A 20,082-nucleotide genomic window follows, 5' to 3' on the forward strand; every position below is an offset into this window, starting at 1 on the left:
GGTTAAATAAAACTAAAGTCGCCAACAAAGACTTGGCTGTCGTTGGAAACTTGGGTAAACCACTCTTTTAGGCTTTCAATTGCAGCGGTTGTTTTTGCTGCAACAGTATTGCGGTGTGGCGTCACGGCATAAACACTATATTCTCTTAATGACCACTCAGTACACAATCTTTTTAGTCTACCTGATGAAAGGTGGTGCCTAATTTCTGGTTCAGGTAAAACACCATAGCCGATGCCATCTAGCGTGAGCTGAATGCAAGCCTGCATATTATTCACCATAAAACGTGCTGTTGGCAGCGCCACTTGCTGATGAGTTTGTTGATGGCTCAAATGATAGGGGTTTTGTTTGCTACTCGAATGACCAATCAAAGCGTGAGGCGCTAAGCTTTCTGGGTGCGATATATTGAGTTGTGCCAATGGATGGTGGCAACTAACGCAGGGGATAAGTTGCCAGTCAGCAAGATGACGAGCAATGAGGTTTGAGTCCTGTAAAGGGCCTATACAGATAGCCAAGTCGACACCTTCAGTAATGATGTCAATGGGCTCGTCAGTCAGGATCAAATCGACTTTTATTTGTGGAAACTGTTCACTCAAATAGCGCAGTGGCATACTGAGTAGCCCTCCTCCAAACCCGATGGGGGCAGAAATCTTCAATATGCCAGATGGCGTATGTTGTAATAACTCAAGTTCATGCTCTGCCTGTTCTGCGGTTTGCAGTATTTGTATCGCGGACTTGTAATAGATAGTACCAGCTTCAGTGAGTGTTAGGCTGCGAGTATTACGATTAAATAAACTTAGGCCTATGTCTTGCTCTAATTTACTGATCTGCTGGCTAACGGCTGAGGTGGTCATGTGCAATAAGTCAGCGGCTTTGCTCATACTGCCTGCTTCTACTGTTTTGGCGAACACTTTAAGTCCGCGAGTCAACTTTTGATTCATTGTTAAGCCCTGCTTAAAATACCTTTAAGAAAAATCGCATTGCTCCAAAATACGCAATCATCATAACATTACAAATGAAAATAATTGTTATTTATCTTGTATTCTATCATGGAGGTTTCTCGATGTTGATGGCCTGTCGTAGTTTGGCGCCACTCTCTTTAGCTGTTGCAGCTGCCCTGCCTTTTTCCTCACTTGCACAAAGTGATGCAAAATCAGAAATAAAAGAAGAGATGGAAGTGATCGTCGTATCCGCTTCTGGATTTGAGCAACTGCTAAAAAATGCGCCGGCGTCTGTTAGCGTTATCAACCAAGAGGAGCTACAGCAGCGCTTTTATCGAGACCTTACCGATGCCATGACAGATGTTCCCGGAGTTGTAGTAACTGGAGGCGGAGACAGGGAAGATATTAGCCTTCGCGGCATGGGCAGTCAGTACACGCTTATCTTAGTCGACGGGCAAAGACAAAGTTCGCGTGAGACTCGGCCAAATAGTGACGGTCCAGGTGTTGAAGGTGCATGGACGCCTCCTGTTGCTGCCATCGAACGTATCGAAGTTGTACGCGGGCCTATGTCTTCGCTGTATGGCTCTGATGCAATTGGCGGCGTAATTAACATTATCACTAAAAAAACGCCTGACGAGTGGCATGGAGAAGTCAGAGTTGACGCAACCAGCCAAGAAAACAGTCGCTCAGGTGATATTTATCAGGCTAATTTCTTTGCAGCAGGCTCGCTAATCAAAGATACCTTAGGGGTACAAATTTACGGCCAAACTACGCACAGAGATGAAGACGAAATCGTGTCTGGCTTTAGAGGTCGCGATGCAGATACGCTGAAGGTAAAACTGGCCTATACACCATCAGATGAACACGAATGGTTATTGGATTATGGTATTGCTTCACAAACGCTTGATGCGACGCTAGGTAAAACGGTAGCACCGCTTGCGCCAGGTGAGCCGTGTGGCCGCCGTGGTTGTCCTGAGTCCACTACAACCGAATACGATAGTGAGTCAATCTCTTTGACGCATAACGGTTATTGGTCATTTGGTAGCTCTCGTAGTTACCTAAAACATGAAGAGTTTGATAATAAATCCCGCGAGATGACGGTCAAAAACATAGACTTCCAGTCTCTTTGGACGTTACCGCTTGGCGAGTCTCATACTAGCTCAATCGGTGTTGCCTATCTTAATGAAGATTTGACCGACAAAACCAGTAACCGCATTAGTGATTTGCAGCAAGTTGACAACGATCAGTGGTCGGTATTTGCTGAGGATGAGTGGCGCATCGTTGAGCCATTTGCCCTGACTATGGGCCTACGCTACGACAAAGACGGTAACTTTGGCGGCCACGTTAGCCCGCGCTTATACGGTGTTTATACTGCATCAGAGGCGGTGACGGTTAAAGGTGGGATCTCAACCGGCTTTAGAGCGCCGAACTTGCGTCAAAGTACTGCGGCGTGGGGCCAAGTGAGTCGTGGTGGCAATATTTATGGAAATCCAGACTTAAGCCCTGAAACCTCAATTAATTACGAGGTAGGTGTATACGTTGAGCTTGCTAAAGGGATCAGCACCTCAGCAACGGTATTCTATAACGAGTTTGACGATAAAATTTCACGGGTTTCGTGCCCACTAACTCAATGCACGGACGGCCCTAACGAGTTTGGCTCGTTACCGACAACCTATGTCAACGTTGATGAAGCCGTAACCCAAGGTGGTGAAATTAGCTTCTCGGGTCAATTGACGGAAAAACTAAAGCTTAACGCAAACTATACCTACACAGATTCGGAGCAAAAAACCGGAGTGTATGCTGGTAGCCCGTTAAACCAGTTACCTAAACATCTGTTCCAAACTTCGCTTAATTATCAGTATTCTGATGAGCTGAGCACGTGGTTACGCTTCCATTATCGTGGTGAAGAAAGCCAGCCTGTAACAGGGCCTTCGCAAAGTAGCTTGGTCGCACCTTCGTATAACCTAACTGATTTAGGTGCAAATTATCAACTGAACGAAGCAACTAAGCTTGGATTTGGGATTTACAACCTCTTCGATGAAGAAATTACTGAAGCAGAATACGGCTACTTTGAAGATGGTCGTCGCTATTGGGCTTCATTGGCGTGGAGCTTTTAATGACACGAGCTCGCTCAGCGGCTAAGTCGTCGAATCGGCGACTTAAAAAGCTGTTTGATTGGCGCACTTGGCATTGGATGAGCTCTGCCGTGTGTTTGGTGGGAATGCTGCTGTTTGCCGTGACTGGGATCACCTTAAATCACGCAAGCCAAATAGAAGCTGCACCTACTACATATGCTAAAGAAGCGGTGCTGCCAAGCGCTCTGTTGACCCAGCTTAAAGCGGCGGCAGAGCAAACAGCGCTGCCACACAGCTTTCAATCTTGGTATCAGTCACACACAGGCTCGGCGTTACCTGCACTACAGCAAGTGCAGTGGAGTGAGTACGAATTGTATGTTGCGCTGCCAAGAGCTGGTGGCGATGGCTGGTTTAGCATCGCCCTTGATAGCGGTGAGTTTTATCAAGAGATCACGGATCGTGGTTGGGTATCATACCTTAACGATCTTCACAAAGGACGTAATACAGGATTTGCATGGCGTATGTTTATTGATGTGTTTTCAGTAGCTTGTGTAGTGTTTTCACTCACAGGGTTATGGCTTTTATACAAGCATTCTCGAGGAAGAAAGTCGACTTGGCCGCTCGTAGCAGCAGGCTTTGTATTACCTGTTTTAGTGCTGATGGTACCCGCGCACGCTAAAGCTGATGAAGTTGAAATCACTATCCCGCGCTTAAACGTTGCGGAATATCACCCACCTTATGTAGCAGTATGGCTGGCAGACAGCAAACAACAGCGAGTTGCCGATATTGCTGTTTGGTATGACGTTAACATGGCCGATAAAGAGGGTGAAAAGTGGTTAAAAGACTTACGCCTTTGGTGGCGTAGAAGCGGTCGTAGCCTATCCATGCCTGTAGATGGCGTGACTGGTGCTACAAGGCGTCCTGGTACGGCAAAGATTGATTTAACCCCTTGGCGCGATGAGTTTAAAGCCTTACCTGCGGGTGAGTACACGCTGTTTGTAGAGGCTGCTCGTGAGCTTGGAGGTCGTGAAGTATTGAAACTGCCAGTGACCTTACCTATCACTGCGCCTGTCACTGTGATTGCAGAAGGTAAATCTGAACTCGCTACAACAATTTTAACAATGGAGCCTTAATCGTGAAAATTTCAACGTTAGTTTCTGGTGTCTTAGTTGCCTTAGCCGCATATAGCCCGTTAAGTGAAGCACACCGAGTATGGATAAAGCCAAGTACCACCGTGGTATCTGGTGACAGCGAATGGATCACGTTTGATGCTGCCATCGCCAACGGGATCTTTAACCCAGATCATTATGCTTATCCACTAGATCGTCTATCTGCACTGTCTCCTTCTGGTAGCAAGGTTGAGCTTAAGAACGCCGCAAAACTTAAGTATCGCAGTGTGTTTGACATTGAGCTCAATCAGCAAGGCACTTACAAAGTGTTTAATCAAAGTCGCTCGCTGGTGGCGCGCTGGACTGATGAAAACGGTGAAAAGCATTACTGGCCAGGACGCGGAAAAATTGGCTCAGTAGAGGACTTTAACAAAGAAGTGCCAAAAGCGGCGAAAGATTTAAGTGTGACCGACGTTGCAAGACGATTAGAAGTATTTGTAACTTTGGGCGCACCAAATAACACCGCGCTTAAGCCAACCGGCAAAGGGCTAGAACTAAACCCGGTTACTCACCCTAATGATTTGTACACCGGTGAACCAATTACCTTGCAGTATACGATGGATGGTGAGCCTGCAAAGGGTGCAGAAGTGATAGTGGTACGTCAGGATGAAAAGTACCGTGATAACAGTCAACCAAGCAAATATACAACGAATGCCAAAGGTGAAGTGACGCTAACACTATCTGAGCCAGGCATGTATTGGTTTGAAGTGGAATATGAAGACGACAAAGCACAAGCACCCGCCACAAAGCGTGCCGGCAGCTATGTCACTACCCTTGAGGTATTACCGCTTTAACCCATCGTCCCCATGTGGTTTGAGACGTGCAGTCGTCTCAGCCCATTTAATTTAGTGGTCATAACAGAGACGCCACTAAGTGCCCAAAGGGGGAGGCGTTCCTTCCTCCCCCTTTTCTTCTGTTAATACCTTCACGATGAAAGCTTCACAATCGCTGAGCGAGCCATCTAACTGCCAAAAGTCGTTACTAAAATCAGGAACCGTTTGATTTTGGCTGAGTTCACATAAATGGCTTAAGAGCTTAGGGTGGATATAGTAGTCTCGACAGACCTTGGGAGTGTTGCCAAGTGCCTTTGCTACTCGTTTGATTAAATGGGTATCAAAACGCTTTTTATGATTACTTTCGACTTCCGTTGCAACGTCAAATGCGAACTGTACCGCTAGCCGAGAAGCTACCCAAGTGCGGTAATCCTTACTAGTAAATTGTGGGCCGTGTAGCGCGTGGATCTGCGTGTTGACGTCATCGCTGGTTAAATCGTGCCATCGCCCTTGGTAATGATATCGAAATAACCCGTAGCCAGTTTGTACGGCGGATTCACTAATAAACTGACAAAGTTGTTCGTCGAATACGTCAACTTTTCTTTGTTTACCGTGTTTTCCCTGAAACTCAAAAGTTATCCCTACTTCGTTATGTTTCAGGTGTTTGCGCCTTAACGTGGTTAGACCACAAGTATCATTGTGTTGATAGTAATGTTGGTTACCAATACGGATCCCTGTGGAATCAAGCACCATAACAGCGAGTGCAGCAACTTTTTCTTGGTTCCAATCATCGTGTTCTAATTGCTCTATACAGCGCGTTCTTGCTTGTGGTAGCTGTTTTGCAAATTGAGCCATACGGGTAAATTTAGCTTGTTGCTGGGTGAGCTGATAACTTGGATGATAGATATATTGCTTTTTGCCTTTGCTATCGAAACCAACGGCTTGCACTTTATCAAAAGCGCAAGCGCTGATTTGAACCTGCTTCCACATCGGCGGGATCACCAACTGCTTTATTCGCTTTTTGATAACCTTAGAGCGAATGGGGTTGTTGCCCGTATCTAAATAGCAAAAACCACGGCCCCACTTTTTTCTGGCAACCTCTAAACGATTACATTCGTGAAACTCTGATCGAATATCCTTGCAGTCCACATTATCTCCAGTGACAAAACGTTGCATAGAGGTAGAAATGCAAATCCCAAACCAGAAATTAATTATCTGAAATTCTTAACCTTTTTATCTTAGCCTAGAAAATAATTGGTAAATTTTTCATAATGTTATTAACCTCATCGCTTCAAGTTTACTGAGCTGACTGCAAAAATACTCATTGTGAGAGACCAGTATAAATCCACAAGAAAGCTGATTGAGCATGGCAGCAAGCTCTTCTTGTGCTTCAAGGTCGAGATGGTTATCTGGTTCGTCAAGCAGTAAAAAGTCTTGCGTTTGCACGGCCAGCACGATGGCCGCTTTCATTCTCTCGCCACCACTGAGACTCGTGATAGGTCCTGAAATCTTATCTAGACTCAGACCAACGCTTGCAAAACTGGTGATTATATTTTGATGTGGCGTGTCAAGTAAGCGCTCGGCAATGTCTAAAACGCAAGGGCCCTGTTCAAGCCAAGCGCAGTGCTGGTCTAAGTAAACAGATGTTGTAGGGCGCTGGATTTCTCCGCGCTTTAACTCTAGCTTACCTGCAAGGGTTTTAAGCAAGGTCGATTTTCCGATGCCATTTTCTCCAATTATCCTGAGCTTTTGTGTTGTATCCGCAAAAAGGTTCACTGTCTTTTCTGGTCCAAAGCACAATTCGGCTTCGCATAAGCGGATCTTTTCTTTCGCTCGCAGAGCTGAATTAAAATGAAACTGCTGTTTGTCTTCTCGATAGTAAACTGCATTTTTCTTAACCCTATCTTGAGCTTGCTGAATTTTATGGGTTTGTCCGGCATGACGCTTACTTCCTCTGTCTGACTTAAAGTCAGTAACCAGTTTACTTTGGCCACCAGCGCGCACTTGTGCTTTTCCTTTACTGGCCTGCCGCTGATGTTGCAGATCCGCTGCAATCATGGCTTGTTTAAGTGCTTTTTGTGCTGCGCGATTTGCCAAATGTTGTTGTTTTTGTCGAGCTTGAGTTTGAAGGAGTGTCTCTCTGAAGGCGTCAAATCCAAGCGAGTGATGAGTTAGCTCCCCCTGTTTTATGTGCAGTATATGGTCGGCTGCATCCAATAAAATAGGATCGTGTGTGACGGCAACCACACCATGTTTGTGGTGCTTTAGCTGCTCAGCTAGCCAGTGCTTATTGACGCTGTCCATGTGGTTACTCGGCTCATCCAGTAATAGGATTGCAGGCTGAGATTGTAGTATCTCAATATAAACACGCATTCGCTCTCCTGGACTAAGCCTTGTAAAGGGGGTTTCCAAAGTGAGTTCTAGCGGTGCAAGTGTTGCTTGCCAACTTGATTCTAACTGCCAATCATCTGAGATTAAGTCAAAATCGTGCTCAGAGGCTAACCCCTGATGGGCTCGATGCAGTGCTACTAGCTTCTCTTTAAGCCCGAGTAGTTCAGAAACGGTTGTAAAGCGGTTAGTCGCATCTTGTGGGAGATAGAAGCATTTTCCATGGCTTTGTCGCTCGCCCGAGGTTAGAGGCTGTTCACCGGATAAGACTTTGAGTAAGTGTGATTTGCCCGCCCCATTTGGGCCCGTTATCGCAATAAATTGCCGCTCTATTGTTAAGTCGACATCGCAAAATAAACATTGACCATTTGCAAGCGTCAAGTTTGCTTGCTTTACCTGTATCCAAGGCATCATTAATGCTCCTAGTTGCAGCAGTGCAAAAGGCTAAAGGCACAAAGACTCGTAAAAGCGGTAAAAAGTAAAATAGAAAATGAGAGTCTATAGATTGGTCTGAGAAGCCTCAAAGATAACCATAAGCCTTGCACTGGAAATTAATAATAAGTTCGTCAGTTACAAAGGGCTTAGTTATTCATTGTGATGGCAACTCCTAATGAGGAAATAAAACGAATAGAGGCAAATAATTAGCGATAAATCGTGCCCACGTTTATTTTGCAGGCACGAGGGCCTGTTGTTCTTTGCTGTTTGATTTTTGTTCTCCTGAGTGTGTTTTGGTCGCGACGCTCGACTTGCCGCCTAGTAATCTAGGCAAAAGTTGAGCAACAATGAACAAAGCGCACTCAGGTGAACCCAAAGGGCAGCGCTTGATTAGCATTTCTTCTGTGTTGCCCCACAAGGATGTGGGGTAAGGTGACTTTGCAGGAGCACAAAGTCTTTATCGCCTGACTCACATAGAATAACTACGCTACGCAGGCTCTGCCTTGTATAAATACCAATCAAACTGCTGCAAAAACAAACTTGAAATATAAACAGGCCCTAGGTTAAATGTCAAGGCGCGGAATTGATTAAATTACAATTGAATGGGCATAAATGGTTTGATTAAGACGCCGACCACGAGGGCCAGCAACACACTGACAAGCGTGCCCAACATCACGTATTCGGTGAGCTTTCTGTCTTGGCTTTGGGTTAGATCGCCAAAGCGAAATACCGATTTAGCGGCGAGAATAAAGCCGATAGCAGCCCAGCTATCCAGTAACATGCAGCTCAGTAGTAATACACGTTCAAGTTGACCAATTAAACTTCCTGCTTGCGGCAGGCTATCAAGAGCTGAATTATTGAGTTGCCAACGCTCAAGCAGCATGCTGGTGAATATCGATGCAGGATGCAATACCATTAAATAGCCCACAACCAATATTAGCAGCTGGACATTAGCAAAAGGCTTTGCAAAGGCACTGAGCGCAATTTCAGGCTCAGCAATGTGCCAAGTGACGGCCACTAATATGGCAATATGTGCACATTGGTCTAGCACAAAAGGAATAACACCTTTGCTAGAATAGGATTTAGCTAAGTCGATACAATAGTGGCTAATACCTACCGCTAGCGCAAAGAGCAGCGCATTCCACTGTGCTCCCCAAAACAAAGTCGACTGCCAAAGTAGGATGATTGCAAGTGCAGCCCCGCCATGCGCGACACTATGCCACAACAACTTGATGGACTTATAGTGACGGGTATTTCTGTCATGCACCCAGCTCATAGGTTGGAGGTAAAAGTCAGTGATTGTGTGGCCTATTACTAACCACAATAACAATACTTGCCATTCGTTCATTAAGTCCACCTCGTGATATTTAAGTGTTGAGCATTCGACTATTGGTGTGAGCGTGCAATTGCTAAAAATTGATCTAATAAAGCGTAGTGTGCGCTATTGAGTAATTTAGTTACGTTCACCCGACTGGTGTTGAGTTGTTTTGCAATATCGGCATGGCTCAACTTAGGGTGTGAAATATGAATAAAAGCGGCCTCTGCTTGTTTTTGGGTTAAGTTCGAAAGTAATAAATCCACAAATGCCAGATTTAGTGCAAAGTGGGCATTACTGTCATTGTTATACCTGAGTCTTGCTTGTCCAATTGCGTCCAATCCTCGGCCCGCAAGTACCAGCGCAGCACCTGTCGCGGTTGATAAATCTGCTGCTGTGATATTAACTTCACCGACCGCAAGGCTGAGTCTGGCATCGCTATGTCGGCTAATTAAAAACAACCGTAGCTGTAATGCCACATTGAACAGTTTCGTAGCATCTGGCAACACAAGCTGAAAGCCGTCGCCGCGGTAAAAACTATAATAGCCCTGCTCCGCAGTCGCTATTTCAGCTAAGTAATTCTTTAACTCGCTTTGCAGCCTTGTAAGTTGTAGTTGTGACAGCGACTGTGAGCCGACAATGTCTGCTGTGATCACCGCACCTTGAGGTATTGATATCATAAAGGTAACTTAATTTGGTTACATTTAAGTAAGTAACTAATATTGGTTACATTGATTTTGGTATGAAGCTGGATAAAAAGCAAGCAGCCGCTAAGGTTTGTTCGCTTTGGTAGTATTTTACCAAAGCGAACGCAGGTATGGAGGTAGACAAAGCTCCTGCATATGTGAGAAATAGACGTTTATTAACTGTCCTTAAGCTTACAGGTCGCTAAATCTTAAGTTTTTGATTTTGTTTATTTTTACCCTGTTTGTCCTTATACTGATAATTATAATAATTGGCATTGTTAGCGCGTGCGCTAGGCATACTGGGGATTTATGGTAGAACAATATTGGGTTGGTGATTTTTTTGTCGATTTATCACGTAACCAGATTTCACACCAAGGTGAATGTCAAACGCTTGCACCAAAGGCTCTGGCGGTGCTCACTTGCTTGGCTCAGAATCAAGGCAAAGTGATGAGTCTTGATACTTTGCTTGATACAGTATGGCCAGATACAGTGGTCTCTCCTAATACTTTGCAGCGTAGTATTGCGCAATTGAGAAAGGCGCTTGGGGATGATGGTAAGGTGCAAGCTTACATCCAAACGCATGCTAAAAAAGGGTATAGCTTAGAATGTGAAGTACGTTGGGGAGGGCAAACGAGCGAGCTGACGAATGCTGAGCCGCAACTCGAGGTGACGCCAGTTCTTGAACCTGAAGTGCAACAAGATAAACACCTCACTCAAAGTCGGAATAAACACCTTTATGTGTTTGTTTTACTCGCCTTCACTATTTTGCTTGGGGCTATTGGCTATCAATATTTTTCCACCAAAAAACCTTCACCACTGTTCTTTGATACTTTGCGCTCATTGACCGCAACTGACGACAAAGAATTTGATGCAAGCTATTCCCCAGATGGCCAGTACATTGTTTTTCATCGCTATTTAGATAAGTTTTGCGATAATAAGATATGGGCTAAAAAGGCGGATACCCAACAAGAGATCCTGCTCACAGAGCGCTTTGGAGCATACGGCAGGCATAGTTTCTCAAAAGATGGTGAGCAGTTGCTGTTTTTGGCCACCGACGCTTGTAGTGGCGAACCAGTTACACAAAAGCGCTGCTACGACCTTGTAACTCTCGATTTTACTAAGGCATTGGAAAGCCCTCAGCAGCCAAAAGTTATTCTCCAGTGTAAAAACTCGGTGGTTGATAAGCCTATCTGGCTGAATGATGGCAATGTGGTATTGAAGCAAAAACAAGGCGAGCGCTGGAAGCTGATTAATTACTCCATTGACGACGACAGCGGTGTCGATCTTTATATCGTAGAAGAGGGGACGTTGATTGATTACGCCTACTCTCCTCAAGATGATTTAATCGCGGTCAGTAGTATTCATGCCGATGGCCTACATTATATCGATATGCTAAAACCTGACGGTGAGTTGCTCTCTAGTCATCAGATCCAGCGGCCGCCGGAAATTACTAAATTTCACGATATCTACCCAAGTTTTGACCCACTCAACCAGCAATTGATTTTTAGTACCGGACGTCAGCTATTTAGTCTGACTTATGACGGGCTTGTGAGTAAAATTCAATTGCCGTTTTCGGATCGAATGAGGCAGCCTGAATTTCGCCCTGATGGCAAAAGTGTACTTATGATCAAAGGACCTTACGACGGTGATATCGTAAAATTACCACTGACACAGTTAGCACAAGGCGCTCAAACATACACCAGCTTTGCACGAACCAACCTTGGTGAAGATCAGGCTGTTTTTCAGCCTGATGGAGACTTAGTGGCATTTTGGTCGGAACGCTCAGGTACTGAACAGGTGTGGCTAAGCGATGGTAATAACACGCGACAACTGACTAACTTCCCGTTAGATACTTTTATTCGTGGGATCCACTGGGCTGAGGATGGCCAAAGCATATTGGTCAGTGCCAGTGGTGTACTGACACAAATTGCTTTAGATGGCAGCTTGGCATCTTACCCGCACGCCTACCCTGTTTTACGCTTATATCAATGGAAAAGTGCAACACAACGTGCACTAACACAGATTCGGGTAAAGGGAGAAATGAAGTTAGCTGCTTATGATTTTGCTCAACAATCGTTTCAAATATTGACGCAGCAACCTGTGCTGTGGGCACTTGAAAGTGAACACGGTAAAGTTGTGTATAAGGATAGACTTGATCAGTTTTGGCAAATAGGCGCTGTTGAACCTCAGCGGATCAGTGCACTAAACAATCAAGGCGGCAGAGGAAAATCTTTTGTAATGCGCGGCAATGGGATATATGGCGTCAATGAAGACAATCAACTTTGGTCCTATGATTTAGACAAAACGTCGTTTACCATACTCGGCGAAGTGCCTACCAGTGTCGACTATCTCACCGACATTAACGACAACGATGTGCTTTTGATAAATCGAATATCGGCCAAGAAAGAAGTGGTAGAGCTTACGGTTGCGAATCAATAACTGGAGTATCAAAATGAGCAAATTAGCTCTTGGTTTTCTGCTAAACCTCAGTATTTGGCATATTGCATCTCAGTTTGTAGCTGATCCCTTTGTCTCTAACTTTTGGAATCAAGTATTTGTTTCCTTGCTCTTTTCTGCGGTTTTTTACCTGCGTGCAGAGCGAAAACCAACTTAATTTACTTACTGAAAAGAAAGGCACAACACGCATGTGCCTTTTTACAGCAAGCGCGGCTATAAACAATATTGTGAAATGATCTGATATACTTGGTTGATATTGTCGCCCGCTTTAAATTCTTTACTAATTGGTGTTGGGTCTGAGCCAATCCAGATTTTTAATTCCGCATCAAGGTCGAAGTGACCCGCAGATTCTTTGCTGTATTTTGTGATTTTGCTATACGGAATGCTGAGCATTTCTACTTTGCTGCCCGTCATGCCTTGCTTGTCGATTAAAATTAGACGCTTGTTGGTAAAAATAAACAAGTCGCGGATCACCTTGTAAGCTTGTGCAACTTCTTCTCCAGCAATTAATGTATCTGCTAATAACTTATCTACTTCGCTACTGTCTACTTCGCTTGCATTACCGAGCAGACCACTTAATAGTCCCATTGTTGTTCTCCGTTTTATTTCAATTCGTCTTAGGCTGATCTCAAGATAGTGCTTAGGTCGAAATGAATTAATGATGAAAGTGCAAAACCAGCATAGAAAAGCGCGCTGATTTTGCCAAATTAAAAACCTGAGTTTGGATAATTAATGCCTTTCTAGCAGCCAGTTTTAGTGCTAACTGTGTTGAATTCACTTCCAATAGCCTGCTATTAGTGCGTAAATTCGCCTAGTTATCCCTAAAACTCTCTGGCTAGATAAGAAAGTTATTTAAGGTGAGTTTAAAACAATGAATTAGCTCATTCCTTATCCAAACCTCAGGTTAAATAACCTGAGTTTGGAGTAAGGAGTTAGCTTATATCTCTTATTAAACAAATTTTGCCATCGCGGAACGCAAACTCTGAGCGGCCTTGCAAGGAGATGCTTTGTCCTGCTTTCATGCCATTGGCTAAGTCTTGGGCTAATTTAGCTTTGTAGGTCACATGAACAATAAACAGATCATTGTCTTGCGTGGCGGCGGTTAAAGATTGATTGCGTTCTGAAAATAACTTAGCAGACTGATTTGCTAATTCTGCAAATTCCATTTTACTGGTTGTACGCGTTGTAATTTCACCATTGGCAAGATTCTCAAACACGACATCATCCGTGAGCTGAGCTAGCATTCCCGGAATATCAAAATGATTGTAGGCAGAGATATAGTTTTTCACTAAGGTTTCCATTTTTTCCTCCTTGGTGTAATGGATGCTAATAAAAATTTAGATCGGTTTGTTCAATTTCGCACACTCTTTTTACCACTTTTTGCTGTGCCATCATTCGCATAAATCGGCCCAAATGTGCATAGTCTTTTGGCGCAGTATTAAACCCACTTGCCCAATGGGCCAGCATAAATAAATAATAATCACAAAGCGTGAGATGTTCACCAACTAAGTAGGTGTTTGTTGCTAACTGCTTGTCGATAAGTGCAAACATGTCGCTGACTCGTTGCTCAGCGGCTTGAGACATGGTCTTGCTGCTCTCTGGTGACAGCTGATATTTTTCAGGATAGAAATACAACATGAGTTCTGGCTGAACCGTCGTGGTTAAATAAAAAAGCCACTGATAAAACGTGGCTCTCTGTGGGGTTTCTGGCGCTGGGATAAGTTTTCCTTCAGGGTGCTTTTCGCATAAATGCAAACAAATTGCTGCACTCTCGAAGATGATTTGGTCACCGTCGACCAATGTCGGGATCCGTCCTGTAGGATTGAGTTCTAAATAGGTCGCAGACTTTTGTTGTTGCGTTTTTCTATCGACCAAGAGCAGTTCTTTTTCTAGTTGTAGGTGCTCAAGTACGAGATGTGGTGCCCAACTGGCATTACGAGGGTAGTAAAACAACTGATACATCTTTTGCTATTCCTTGACGATACTTTTTGTTAGCGTGCAATTGGTATTAGATGGTTGCAACTTTTATGGAGGCTGTAAACCGTTATTTTGCTTTTAGCTGGGAGAATCAAAAATGTATATTGGCAAGCTGTCGAAGCAAACTGGGCTGTCAGTCAAGGCCATTCGCTTTTATGAAGAGAAAGGGCTTATTCCTACCCCGGAGCGTGTTGGTAAATATCGCGTCTATTCGCAGGTGGATGTCGATCTGCTGTTATTAATAAAAGAAGCAAAATCGCTCGGTGTGTCGATTAAGCAATTACAGCAAGTGATTGAAATTAAAGGGCGGCAAGTCAACTGGGTCGAAATCAACACATTTTTAGTCGAACTCAAAGCATCCTGCATAGAGCAAGTTGCGCAGCTTCAGCAAAAAATACAACGTATTGAACATTGCATCGCATCACTTGATGAATGTCCACAGATAAAACTATCCTAACCTGAGGTTTGGATAAGGAATGTTCCAACTCATTGTTGCTAAAGCACAACTTAGTTTTTTCCTTGTCTAGCCAGCAAGATTTAGGGAAAACAAGGCGAATTTACGCACCAATAGCTGGCTATTGGAAGTGAATTTAACGCAGTTAGCGCTAAAACTGGCTGCTAGAAAGGCATTAATTATCCGCAGCTCAGGTTATCCTAGTCTCAGGTAGAGTAACTTGACTCTCCCGTTAAGGGGAGACAGTACACTCGTTTCTCAGTCATGTGATAAGGAAACGACGATGAAAAAAATACTGCTACTAAACGGTAACCCCAAAACCAAAGGCCTGTGCCACGCTATCACCACAAGTTATGAGCAAGCTGCAAGCACCCAACATCAAGTACGCAGAATGGATCTTAGTGAGATGCACTTTGAAATCAATTTGATGTATGGTTATGAAGCGAGCCAACCATTAGAGCCATGCCTTAAGCAATTCCAAGAGAACTTACTGTGGGCGCAGCACATTGTGATAGTAAGCCCAATTTGGTGGTTGGCGTTACCAGCCAAGCTCAAAGGGCTGATAGATAGAGCATTACTTCCAGGCTTTGCTTTTAAATACAGTGAGGCCGGCACTGAAATTGAAAAGCTTCTACCGCATAAAACCGCAAGAGTCATTCTCACCTCAGACACGCCGCAAACTTATTTGCAAGAAGTTGCCGCTGGGCTTATGGCTCAGCTAGAACATGGGACACTAGGATTTTGTGGTATAGAGCCAACTCAACATACGCTATTTGGCCCTGTGCACTTAGCAACGCCTGAGGTAATTGATAACTGGCTGAGTGAAGTGACAAGTCTAGCCGTGCGGGGTGAGTGAATAAAAACACATAACTTCTATTGCTAAGCTTATTTTAAATCAAAATTTGCAATGCCGAATGTTGCTATCTTTTACACCAAGATGGCAACTTGGGCGGGGTGTATGCGAATTTGGAGTTTATTACTTTTTGCGTTTCCATTATTGGGAGCTGCAAATGAGCCAATTCTGCCACTTGAGCCTGCAATAGGGCTTGATGCCGATAAAGTCAGCTTGGGCAGATCACTTTTTTTTGATAAGCGGCTTTCCCGAGGAAACCAAGTCAGCTGTGCGTCATGTCACCAATTACCCAGTCATGGCGCGGATGTAAAGCCCCTTTCCAGTGGCGTTAATGGCGCACTCGGTGAGCTAAAAACTCCAACTGTTTACAATGCGGCTTTAAATATTCGTCAAGCGTGGGATGGCCGTGCGCAATCGCTTTATGATCAAATCGACTCACCCATCTTAAACCCAAAAGAGCATGATATGACTTGGCCAGAAGTCGTTGCCAAGTTAAATCAAGATAAAACGCTGGTCGCGCAATTTACTAAAGTGTACTCGCAGGGCGTAACGAAACACACGGTAAAAGACGCAATAGCGACTTTTGAAGGGTCGTTAATCACGCTTAATGCACCGTTTGATTTATGGCTTAAGGATAACAGCATAGGATTACCTAAGTCGGCTATTGCCGGTTATGAGTTATTTAAACGGTATGGTTGCATTAGCTGTCATCAAGGGCGCAATGTTGGTGGCAATATGTTTGCCAAAATGGGCACCTTTGGTGATTATTTTGGCGATAGAAATACACCAATTCAAAAAGCGGATTATGGTCGATTTAATGTCACTGGCAATGAGCAAGATCGCTTTGTGTTCAAAGTACCGAGCTTGCGACTTGCTAGCAAACAAGCATACTTTTTTCACGATGCTAGTCATAGCAGCCTAGAAGCCGCCGTTGCGACCATGGCCAAATACCAACTTGGTCGTAATATCTCAGACTCAGATATAAACAAGCTAGTTGCCTTTATTGACAGCCTAGCAGGACATCACCACGAAATGGATTTGGAAAACCACGAATGAAGAATAAGGCCTTCATTGGTGTGCAAGCGTTACTGCTGTGCGCGCCAATTGCGCTGTTTGCGTATTTTTACTCGCAACAAGAGCTCAGCAGTCAAACACACCAAGCACGAGTTACCCTGCTCTTTGAAGCCAAGAGTATTGATGCCAAACTGGATGCCGCGGTGTTACAAATGCTTAGTGCACAGCTCAATCAATATGATGAGTTAGCGCGATTAGCACATGCAATCGACGCTTTGAATACACCACAGCGAGATGCATTATTTGCAGAAGCCACGCCCGACATTCGACAGCAATTTGATGCCTATCGTCAGCTACTCAGCAATAAAGTATTGCAAGTCGAATCCATTAAAACAGCGGCAGCAAATATTAAAAACAGCCTGCTTTATCTCCCCGAGTTGCTAATCGAGCTGGAGCAGAGTGAGCCCGAACTGGCAACCCACGCCAATAGAATGCTTGCTAATTTAATGTTGGGTCAGCTCTATGAATTTGTCGCAGAGCCTTTAATGACCATCAACTCTGAAAGTGGCTTAGAGCAGCTTATCTATCAGCATTTTAACGTCGCGCTTGCTAACAGTGCAGAATTAAAAAAGGCAAAACAACGCTTTTTGTCTTTGCCGAGTGATCAAGCTTTTTCAGCCCTTTACGCGGCATATAGCCAGCATCACAGTGAAACCATAGAAAAAACCAAGCATCAAAGTGAATTGCTTTTACTGCTGACCATTGTGCTATTTTTGCTCTTGATTGTGTTTGCAAATCGGCTTTATGTGGCCAAAAATAAAATTCTGAGCACCAGCCAAACTTTGTCTGATGCCGTTGCGCGTTTAACCGAAGGCTTTGCTCTTTTTAGTCGCAGTGGCAATTTGCTGCTCTGTAACAGTGCTTGGCGTAATCATTTTGCAATTGCCGATAGCGAAAAAATGCCACGCAAGTTAGAAGAGTGGCAGCAGCAGTTTGGAGAAATTTTTAACTCCGACGCCAATTTGCATCAAACCGAATCTGGCGCTTGGTTACAGGTAAAACAAACGAATACACACAACAATGGCCAAGTGTTTGTGAGTGTTAATGTTTCCCTTTTTAAACAAGCGGAAGAAGAGCTTCGCAAGTGGGGCCATGCCATTGAGCAAAGCCCCTCTTCTATTGTGATCACCGATCCTCGTGCTCGCATTGAATACGTTAACCCTAAGTTTGAACAAGTTACTGGGTATTCACTTGAGGATGTGAAAGGACAAACACCCAAAGTACTAGGCTCCAAACAAGGATTTACCGACTACAAAACGCTGTGGCAAACCATCAAACAAGGCAAAGTCTGGCGTGGTGAGTTTTACAATCGCCGTAAGTCTGGAGATTACTATTGGGAGTACGCGTCTATTTCCCCGATTAAAAACCAGCAAGGGGAAATCATTAACTTTATTGCGATCAAAGAAGATATCACTGCACAAAAAAGCGCAAGTGCACAGCTTAAAACCGCAGCGGCGGTATTTAATGCAACGCAAGAAGGGATCATGACCACCAACGCAAAACTTGAGATCACCGCGGTCAATCCAGCTTTCACCAAAATTACTGGATACGAAGAACATGAAGTGCTTGGTCAACGACCTAATATTTTAAGTTCAGGTAAGCATGACAAACATTTTTATGAGCAGATGTGGAGCACCCTCAACTCGCACGGACAGTGGGCAAGTGAGATCTGGAACAAGCGTAAAGACGGTACTTTATATCCAGAGTGGCTAGCAATCAGTGTCGTGCATGATGACAAAGGGCTTGTGCAGCAATACGTTGCCATATTGTCTGATATGACCGAGCGCAAAGCGCAAGAAGAGCAGATTGAATATCAAGCCTATTACGATGTGTTGACCGGACTGCCGAATAGAACGTTATTACTTGAGCGCATTGAGCAAGATATTAAACGCATGAGCCGTACTCACCATCAAAGTGCAGTATTATTTATTGATTTAGATAGGTTTAAGCGTGTCAATGACACCATGGGTCACGAGGCCGGAGATGCCTTACTTATCTCCGTAGCTAAGCGCTTAAACGGCCTGCTGCGTAAAAGCGATACCTTGAGCCGCTTTGGGGGAGATGAATTTGTATTGTTATTGAGCCAAATTGCGCATCCGGATCATGCTGCTCAAGTAGCCGATAAAATTGTCAAAGCACTGAGTGAACCATTTGTGATCAACGGCTTTGAGGTATTTACCGGGGCAAGCATCGGGATCGCGATTTTACCAAGTGATGCAAAAGATCAAAAAGAGTTATTACGACTTGCCGATTTAGCCATGTATAAAGCAAAAGAAGCGGGGCGCAATCAGTATCACTTTTTTGCGCAAGAAATGCAGCAACAGGTGAATCGGCGAGTTGAGCTGGAGCAGCTGCTCCGAGCTGCGCTTGAACATCAGCGCTTAACCGTACATTACCAACCTATTGTCGATACGGTGTCGGGTAAATTATATGGTGTCGAGGCGCTCATGCGTTGGCCAACTGATTTCGGCCAGTATATTTCCCCTGCTGAATTTATTCCAGTCGCTGAAGAAAGCGGCCTAATTGCTCCTCTAGGTGAGTGGTTACTTGCTAAGGCATGTAATGATATTCGCAGATTAAATAAAGCGCTTGGTATGAATTGTTATTTGACGGTAAATGTCTCGAGTCAGCAATATCGACTTGGCTTTAACGCCACTACCATTAAACAAATCATACAGCAATCAGGCTTTCTTCCAGAAAATCTAACGCTTGAAATCACAGAAAGCATCTTACTTGAAGATGATAAAGCCGTAACTGCTTGGCTGCAAAGCCTACGGGCAACGGGGGTCAACTTAGCAATTGACGATTTTGGCACTGGCTACTCTTCGCTTAGCTATCTTAAACGCTTCCCCATCAATATATTAAAGATCGACCGAGGTTTTATTCAAGATATAGATCAAAACCAAGATGCGGCCGTTTTGGTCAACGCGATTTTGTCGATGGCGGAGAGTTTATCGCTCAAAGTGATAGCCGAAGGCGTAGAGCAACAAGGACAACTAGATTGCTTAAAAGACCTTGGTTGTCAGTATGTACAAGGATACTTTTATGCCAAACCAATGGCGATTGAGGGATTAATTGATTGGGTTGAGCAATTTGCCATTGCATCGGAGCGAGCATCTCCTAAGTTGTGGTTGGATTGAAGTGTGTGGCTTGGGTTGTATTTGGTGAGGGTTCGTGGTGTCTGATCTTACATGCTAGCTTTTGCTCAGTTATTACAGACATATCATTCAGGACTTTTCTCCTTATATCGGAAGTCTAGCAATAAATAATCTACCTCTGTTTTATTTATCCACTTCTCGTCCATTCTTTTGAACCTACATAGAGAATGAACCAAACAATGTCGCCTATGCCTATTTTTAACTCATAGCAATTATGCTCTTTGCTCGCACCATATAAGCTATCAGTACGATATCTCATACATCACTTTGGATTACTTAATACAGTTCGGTGTAATTTATCGTTTGCATATGCAGCTCATTTGAGCCAAT

The 20,082-nt window shown here is 44.2% G+C and carries 17 protein-coding genes; 9 read left to right on the forward strand and 8 right to left on the reverse strand.

The window, feature by feature from the left end:
- Nucleotides 1-2: 2 nt before the first annotated feature.
- Nucleotides 3-938 carry a LysR family transcriptional regulator gene (locus L3V43_RS08375; RefSeq protein ID WP_102058157.1) on the reverse strand — a complete coding sequence of 312 codons (936 nt, stop codon included), beginning with the start codon at nucleotides 936-938 and terminating at the stop codon, nucleotides 3-5.
- A 122-nt stretch (nucleotides 939-1,060) separates the two neighbouring features.
- On the opposite strand from L3V43_RS08375, the gene L3V43_RS08380 reads away from it, so the two are divergent.
- The 3 genes from L3V43_RS08380 to L3V43_RS08390 are packed head-to-tail and all read left to right on the forward strand — an operon-like array spanning nucleotide 1,061 to nucleotide 4,976.
- Entirely contained in the window at nucleotides 1,061-3,055 is a 1,995-nt protein-coding gene (locus L3V43_RS08380) for a ligand-gated channel protein (protein WP_237116395.1), read from the forward strand.
- Nucleotides 3,055-4,146 (forward strand): PepSY-associated TM helix domain-containing protein, encoded by a 1,092-nt coding sequence (locus L3V43_RS08385; protein WP_237116231.1) that lies wholly within the window; start codon nucleotides 3,055-3,057, stop codon nucleotides 4,144-4,146. Before L3V43_RS08380 ends, L3V43_RS08385 begins: the two co-directional genes overlap by 1 nt.
- Nucleotides 4,147-4,148: 2 nt before the next feature.
- The gene (locus L3V43_RS08390) at nucleotides 4,149-4,976 is read left to right on the forward strand and encodes a DUF4198 domain-containing protein (protein ID WP_237116230.1); all 828 of its coding nucleotides are present in this window, start codon (nucleotides 4,149-4,151) and stop codon (nucleotides 4,974-4,976) included.
- Between the two features lie 75 nt (nucleotides 4,977-5,051).
- On the opposite strand, the gene L3V43_RS08395 is transcribed toward L3V43_RS08390, so the two are convergent.
- From L3V43_RS08395 to L3V43_RS08410, 4 genes are all read right to left on the reverse strand, one after another.
- Nucleotides 5,052-6,131 (reverse strand): DNA topoisomerase IB, encoded by a 1,080-nt coding sequence (locus tag L3V43_RS08395; protein ID WP_237123930.1) that lies wholly within the window; start codon nucleotides 6,129-6,131, stop codon nucleotides 5,052-5,054.
- Between the two features lie 90 nt (nucleotides 6,132-6,221).
- Nucleotides 6,222-7,757 (reverse strand): ATP-binding cassette domain-containing protein, encoded by a 1,536-nt coding sequence (locus L3V43_RS08400; RefSeq protein WP_237116229.1) that lies wholly within the window; start codon nucleotides 7,755-7,757, stop codon nucleotides 6,222-6,224.
- A 613-nt stretch (nucleotides 7,758-8,370) separates the two neighbouring features.
- On the reverse strand, nucleotides 8,371-9,126 hold the full coding sequence (locus L3V43_RS08405; protein ID WP_174169137.1) for a DUF3307 domain-containing protein: 756 nt from the start codon (nucleotides 9,124-9,126) through the stop codon (nucleotides 8,371-8,373).
- Between the two features lie 38 nt (nucleotides 9,127-9,164).
- Nucleotides 9,165-9,773, reverse strand: a complete 609-nt coding sequence (locus L3V43_RS08410; protein ID WP_237116228.1) for a hypothetical protein — start codon at nucleotides 9,771-9,773, stop codon at nucleotides 9,165-9,167.
- A gap of 315 nt (nucleotides 9,774-10,088) precedes the next feature.
- Here L3V43_RS08410 and L3V43_RS08415 point away from each other — a divergent pair, with 315 nt between their 5' ends.
- On the forward strand, nucleotides 10,089-12,218 hold the full coding sequence (locus L3V43_RS08415; protein WP_102058164.1) for a winged helix-turn-helix domain-containing protein: 2,130 nt from the start codon (nucleotides 10,089-10,091) through the stop codon (nucleotides 12,216-12,218).
- A 13-nt stretch (nucleotides 12,219-12,231) separates the two neighbouring features.
- On the forward strand, nucleotides 12,232-12,393 hold the full coding sequence (locus tag L3V43_RS08420) for a hypothetical protein (protein ID WP_237116227.1): 162 nt from the start codon (nucleotides 12,232-12,234) through the stop codon (nucleotides 12,391-12,393).
- 56 nt (nucleotides 12,394-12,449) lie between these two features.
- On the opposite strand, the gene L3V43_RS08425 is transcribed toward L3V43_RS08420, so the two are convergent.
- The 3 genes from L3V43_RS08425 to L3V43_RS08435 all read right to left on the reverse strand — a co-directional run bounded on the left by L3V43_RS08425 (nucleotide 12,450) and on the right by L3V43_RS08435 (nucleotide 14,198).
- On the reverse strand, nucleotides 12,450-12,824 hold the full coding sequence (locus tag L3V43_RS08425) for a PH domain-containing protein (RefSeq protein WP_010605565.1): 375 nt from the start codon (nucleotides 12,822-12,824) through the stop codon (nucleotides 12,450-12,452).
- A 344-nt stretch (nucleotides 12,825-13,168) separates the two neighbouring features.
- Nucleotides 13,169-13,537 carry a nuclear transport factor 2 family protein gene (locus tag L3V43_RS08430; protein WP_010605566.1) on the reverse strand — a complete coding sequence of 123 codons (369 nt, stop codon included), beginning with the start codon at nucleotides 13,535-13,537 and terminating at the stop codon, nucleotides 13,169-13,171.
- A gap of 25 nt (nucleotides 13,538-13,562) precedes the next feature.
- Nucleotides 13,563-14,198, reverse strand: coding sequence for a glutathione S-transferase family protein (locus L3V43_RS08435; protein ID WP_237116226.1), 636 nt, complete (start codon nucleotides 14,196-14,198; stop codon nucleotides 13,563-13,565).
- A gap of 112 nt (nucleotides 14,199-14,310) precedes the next feature.
- Between L3V43_RS08435 and L3V43_RS08440 the strand changes: the two genes are divergently transcribed.
- The 4 genes from L3V43_RS08440 to L3V43_RS08455 all read left to right on the forward strand — a co-directional run bounded on the left by L3V43_RS08440 (nucleotide 14,311) and on the right by L3V43_RS08455 (nucleotide 19,734).
- Nucleotides 14,311-14,670 (forward strand): MerR family transcriptional regulator, encoded by a 360-nt coding sequence (locus tag L3V43_RS08440; RefSeq protein ID WP_102058166.1) that lies wholly within the window; start codon nucleotides 14,311-14,313, stop codon nucleotides 14,668-14,670.
- Nucleotides 14,671-14,950: 280 nt separating this feature from the next.
- The gene (locus tag L3V43_RS08445; protein ID WP_102058167.1) at nucleotides 14,951-15,523 is read left to right on the forward strand and encodes an NAD(P)H-dependent oxidoreductase; all 573 of its coding nucleotides are present in this window, start codon (nucleotides 14,951-14,953) and stop codon (nucleotides 15,521-15,523) included.
- Nucleotides 15,524-15,625: 102 nt separating this feature from the next.
- Nucleotides 15,626-16,576 carry a cytochrome c peroxidase gene (locus tag L3V43_RS08450; protein WP_237116225.1) on the forward strand — a complete coding sequence of 317 codons (951 nt, stop codon included), beginning with the start codon at nucleotides 15,626-15,628 and terminating at the stop codon, nucleotides 16,574-16,576.
- Nucleotides 16,573-19,734 (forward strand): EAL domain-containing protein, encoded by a 3,162-nt coding sequence (locus L3V43_RS08455; RefSeq protein ID WP_237116224.1) that lies wholly within the window; start codon nucleotides 16,573-16,575, stop codon nucleotides 19,732-19,734. Before L3V43_RS08450 ends, L3V43_RS08455 begins: the two co-directional genes overlap by 4 nt.
- Nucleotides 19,735-20,082: the final 348 nt, after the last annotated feature.

It is taken from the genome of Pseudoalteromonas sp. L23 (assembly GCF_021728455.1).
In the GTDB taxonomy this organism is placed as follows: Bacteria; Pseudomonadota; Gammaproteobacteria; order Enterobacterales; family Alteromonadaceae; genus Pseudoalteromonas.

Excerpts from the sequence above, each read along its gene's own strand:
- L3V43_RS08395 (WP_237123930.1), bottom strand. The coding sequence starts at position 6,131 with ATGCAACGTTTTGTCACTGGAGATAATGTGGACTGCAAGGATATTCGA.
- L3V43_RS08430 (WP_010605566.1), bottom strand. The coding sequence starts at position 13,537 with ATGGAAACCTTAGTGAAAAACTATATCTCTGCCTACAATCATTTTGAT.
- L3V43_RS08450 (WP_237116225.1), top strand. The coding sequence starts at position 15,626 with ATGCGAATTTGGAGTTTATTACTTTTTGCGTTTCCATTATTGGGAGCT.
- L3V43_RS08440 (WP_102058166.1), top strand. The coding sequence starts at position 14,311 with ATGTATATTGGCAAGCTGTCGAAGCAAACTGGGCTGTCAGTCAAGGCC.
- L3V43_RS08385 (WP_237116231.1), top strand. The coding sequence starts at position 3,055 with ATGACACGAGCTCGCTCAGCGGCTAAGTCGTCGAATCGGCGACTTAAA.
- L3V43_RS08405 (WP_174169137.1), bottom strand. The coding sequence starts at position 9,126 with ATGAACGAATGGCAAGTATTGTTATTGTGGTTAGTAATAGGCCACACA.
- L3V43_RS08410 (WP_237116228.1), bottom strand. The coding sequence starts at position 9,773 with ATGATATCAATACCTCAAGGTGCGGTGATCACAGCAGACATTGTCGGC.
- L3V43_RS08445 (WP_102058167.1), top strand. The coding sequence starts at position 14,951 with ATGAAAAAAATACTGCTACTAAACGGTAACCCCAAAACCAAAGGCCTG.
- L3V43_RS08400 (WP_237116229.1), bottom strand. The coding sequence starts at position 7,757 with ATGATGCCTTGGATACAGGTAAAGCAAGCAAACTTGACGCTTGCAAAT.
- L3V43_RS08435 (WP_237116226.1), bottom strand. The coding sequence starts at position 14,198 with ATGTATCAGTTGTTTTACTACCCTCGTAATGCCAGTTGGGCACCACAT.
- L3V43_RS08420 (WP_237116227.1), top strand. The coding sequence starts at position 12,232 with ATGAGCAAATTAGCTCTTGGTTTTCTGCTAAACCTCAGTATTTGGCAT.
- L3V43_RS08380 (WP_237116395.1), top strand. The coding sequence starts at position 1,061 with ATGTTGATGGCCTGTCGTAGTTTGGCGCCACTCTCTTTAGCTGTTGCA.
- L3V43_RS08375 (WP_102058157.1), bottom strand. The coding sequence starts at position 938 with ATGAATCAAAAGTTGACTCGCGGACTTAAAGTGTTCGCCAAAACAGTA.
- L3V43_RS08415 (WP_102058164.1), top strand. The coding sequence starts at position 10,089 with ATGGTAGAACAATATTGGGTTGGTGATTTTTTTGTCGATTTATCACGT.
- L3V43_RS08455 (WP_237116224.1), top strand. The coding sequence starts at position 16,573 with ATGAAGAATAAGGCCTTCATTGGTGTGCAAGCGTTACTGCTGTGCGCG.
- L3V43_RS08425 (WP_010605565.1), bottom strand. The coding sequence starts at position 12,824 with ATGGGACTATTAAGTGGTCTGCTCGGTAATGCAAGCGAAGTAGACAGT.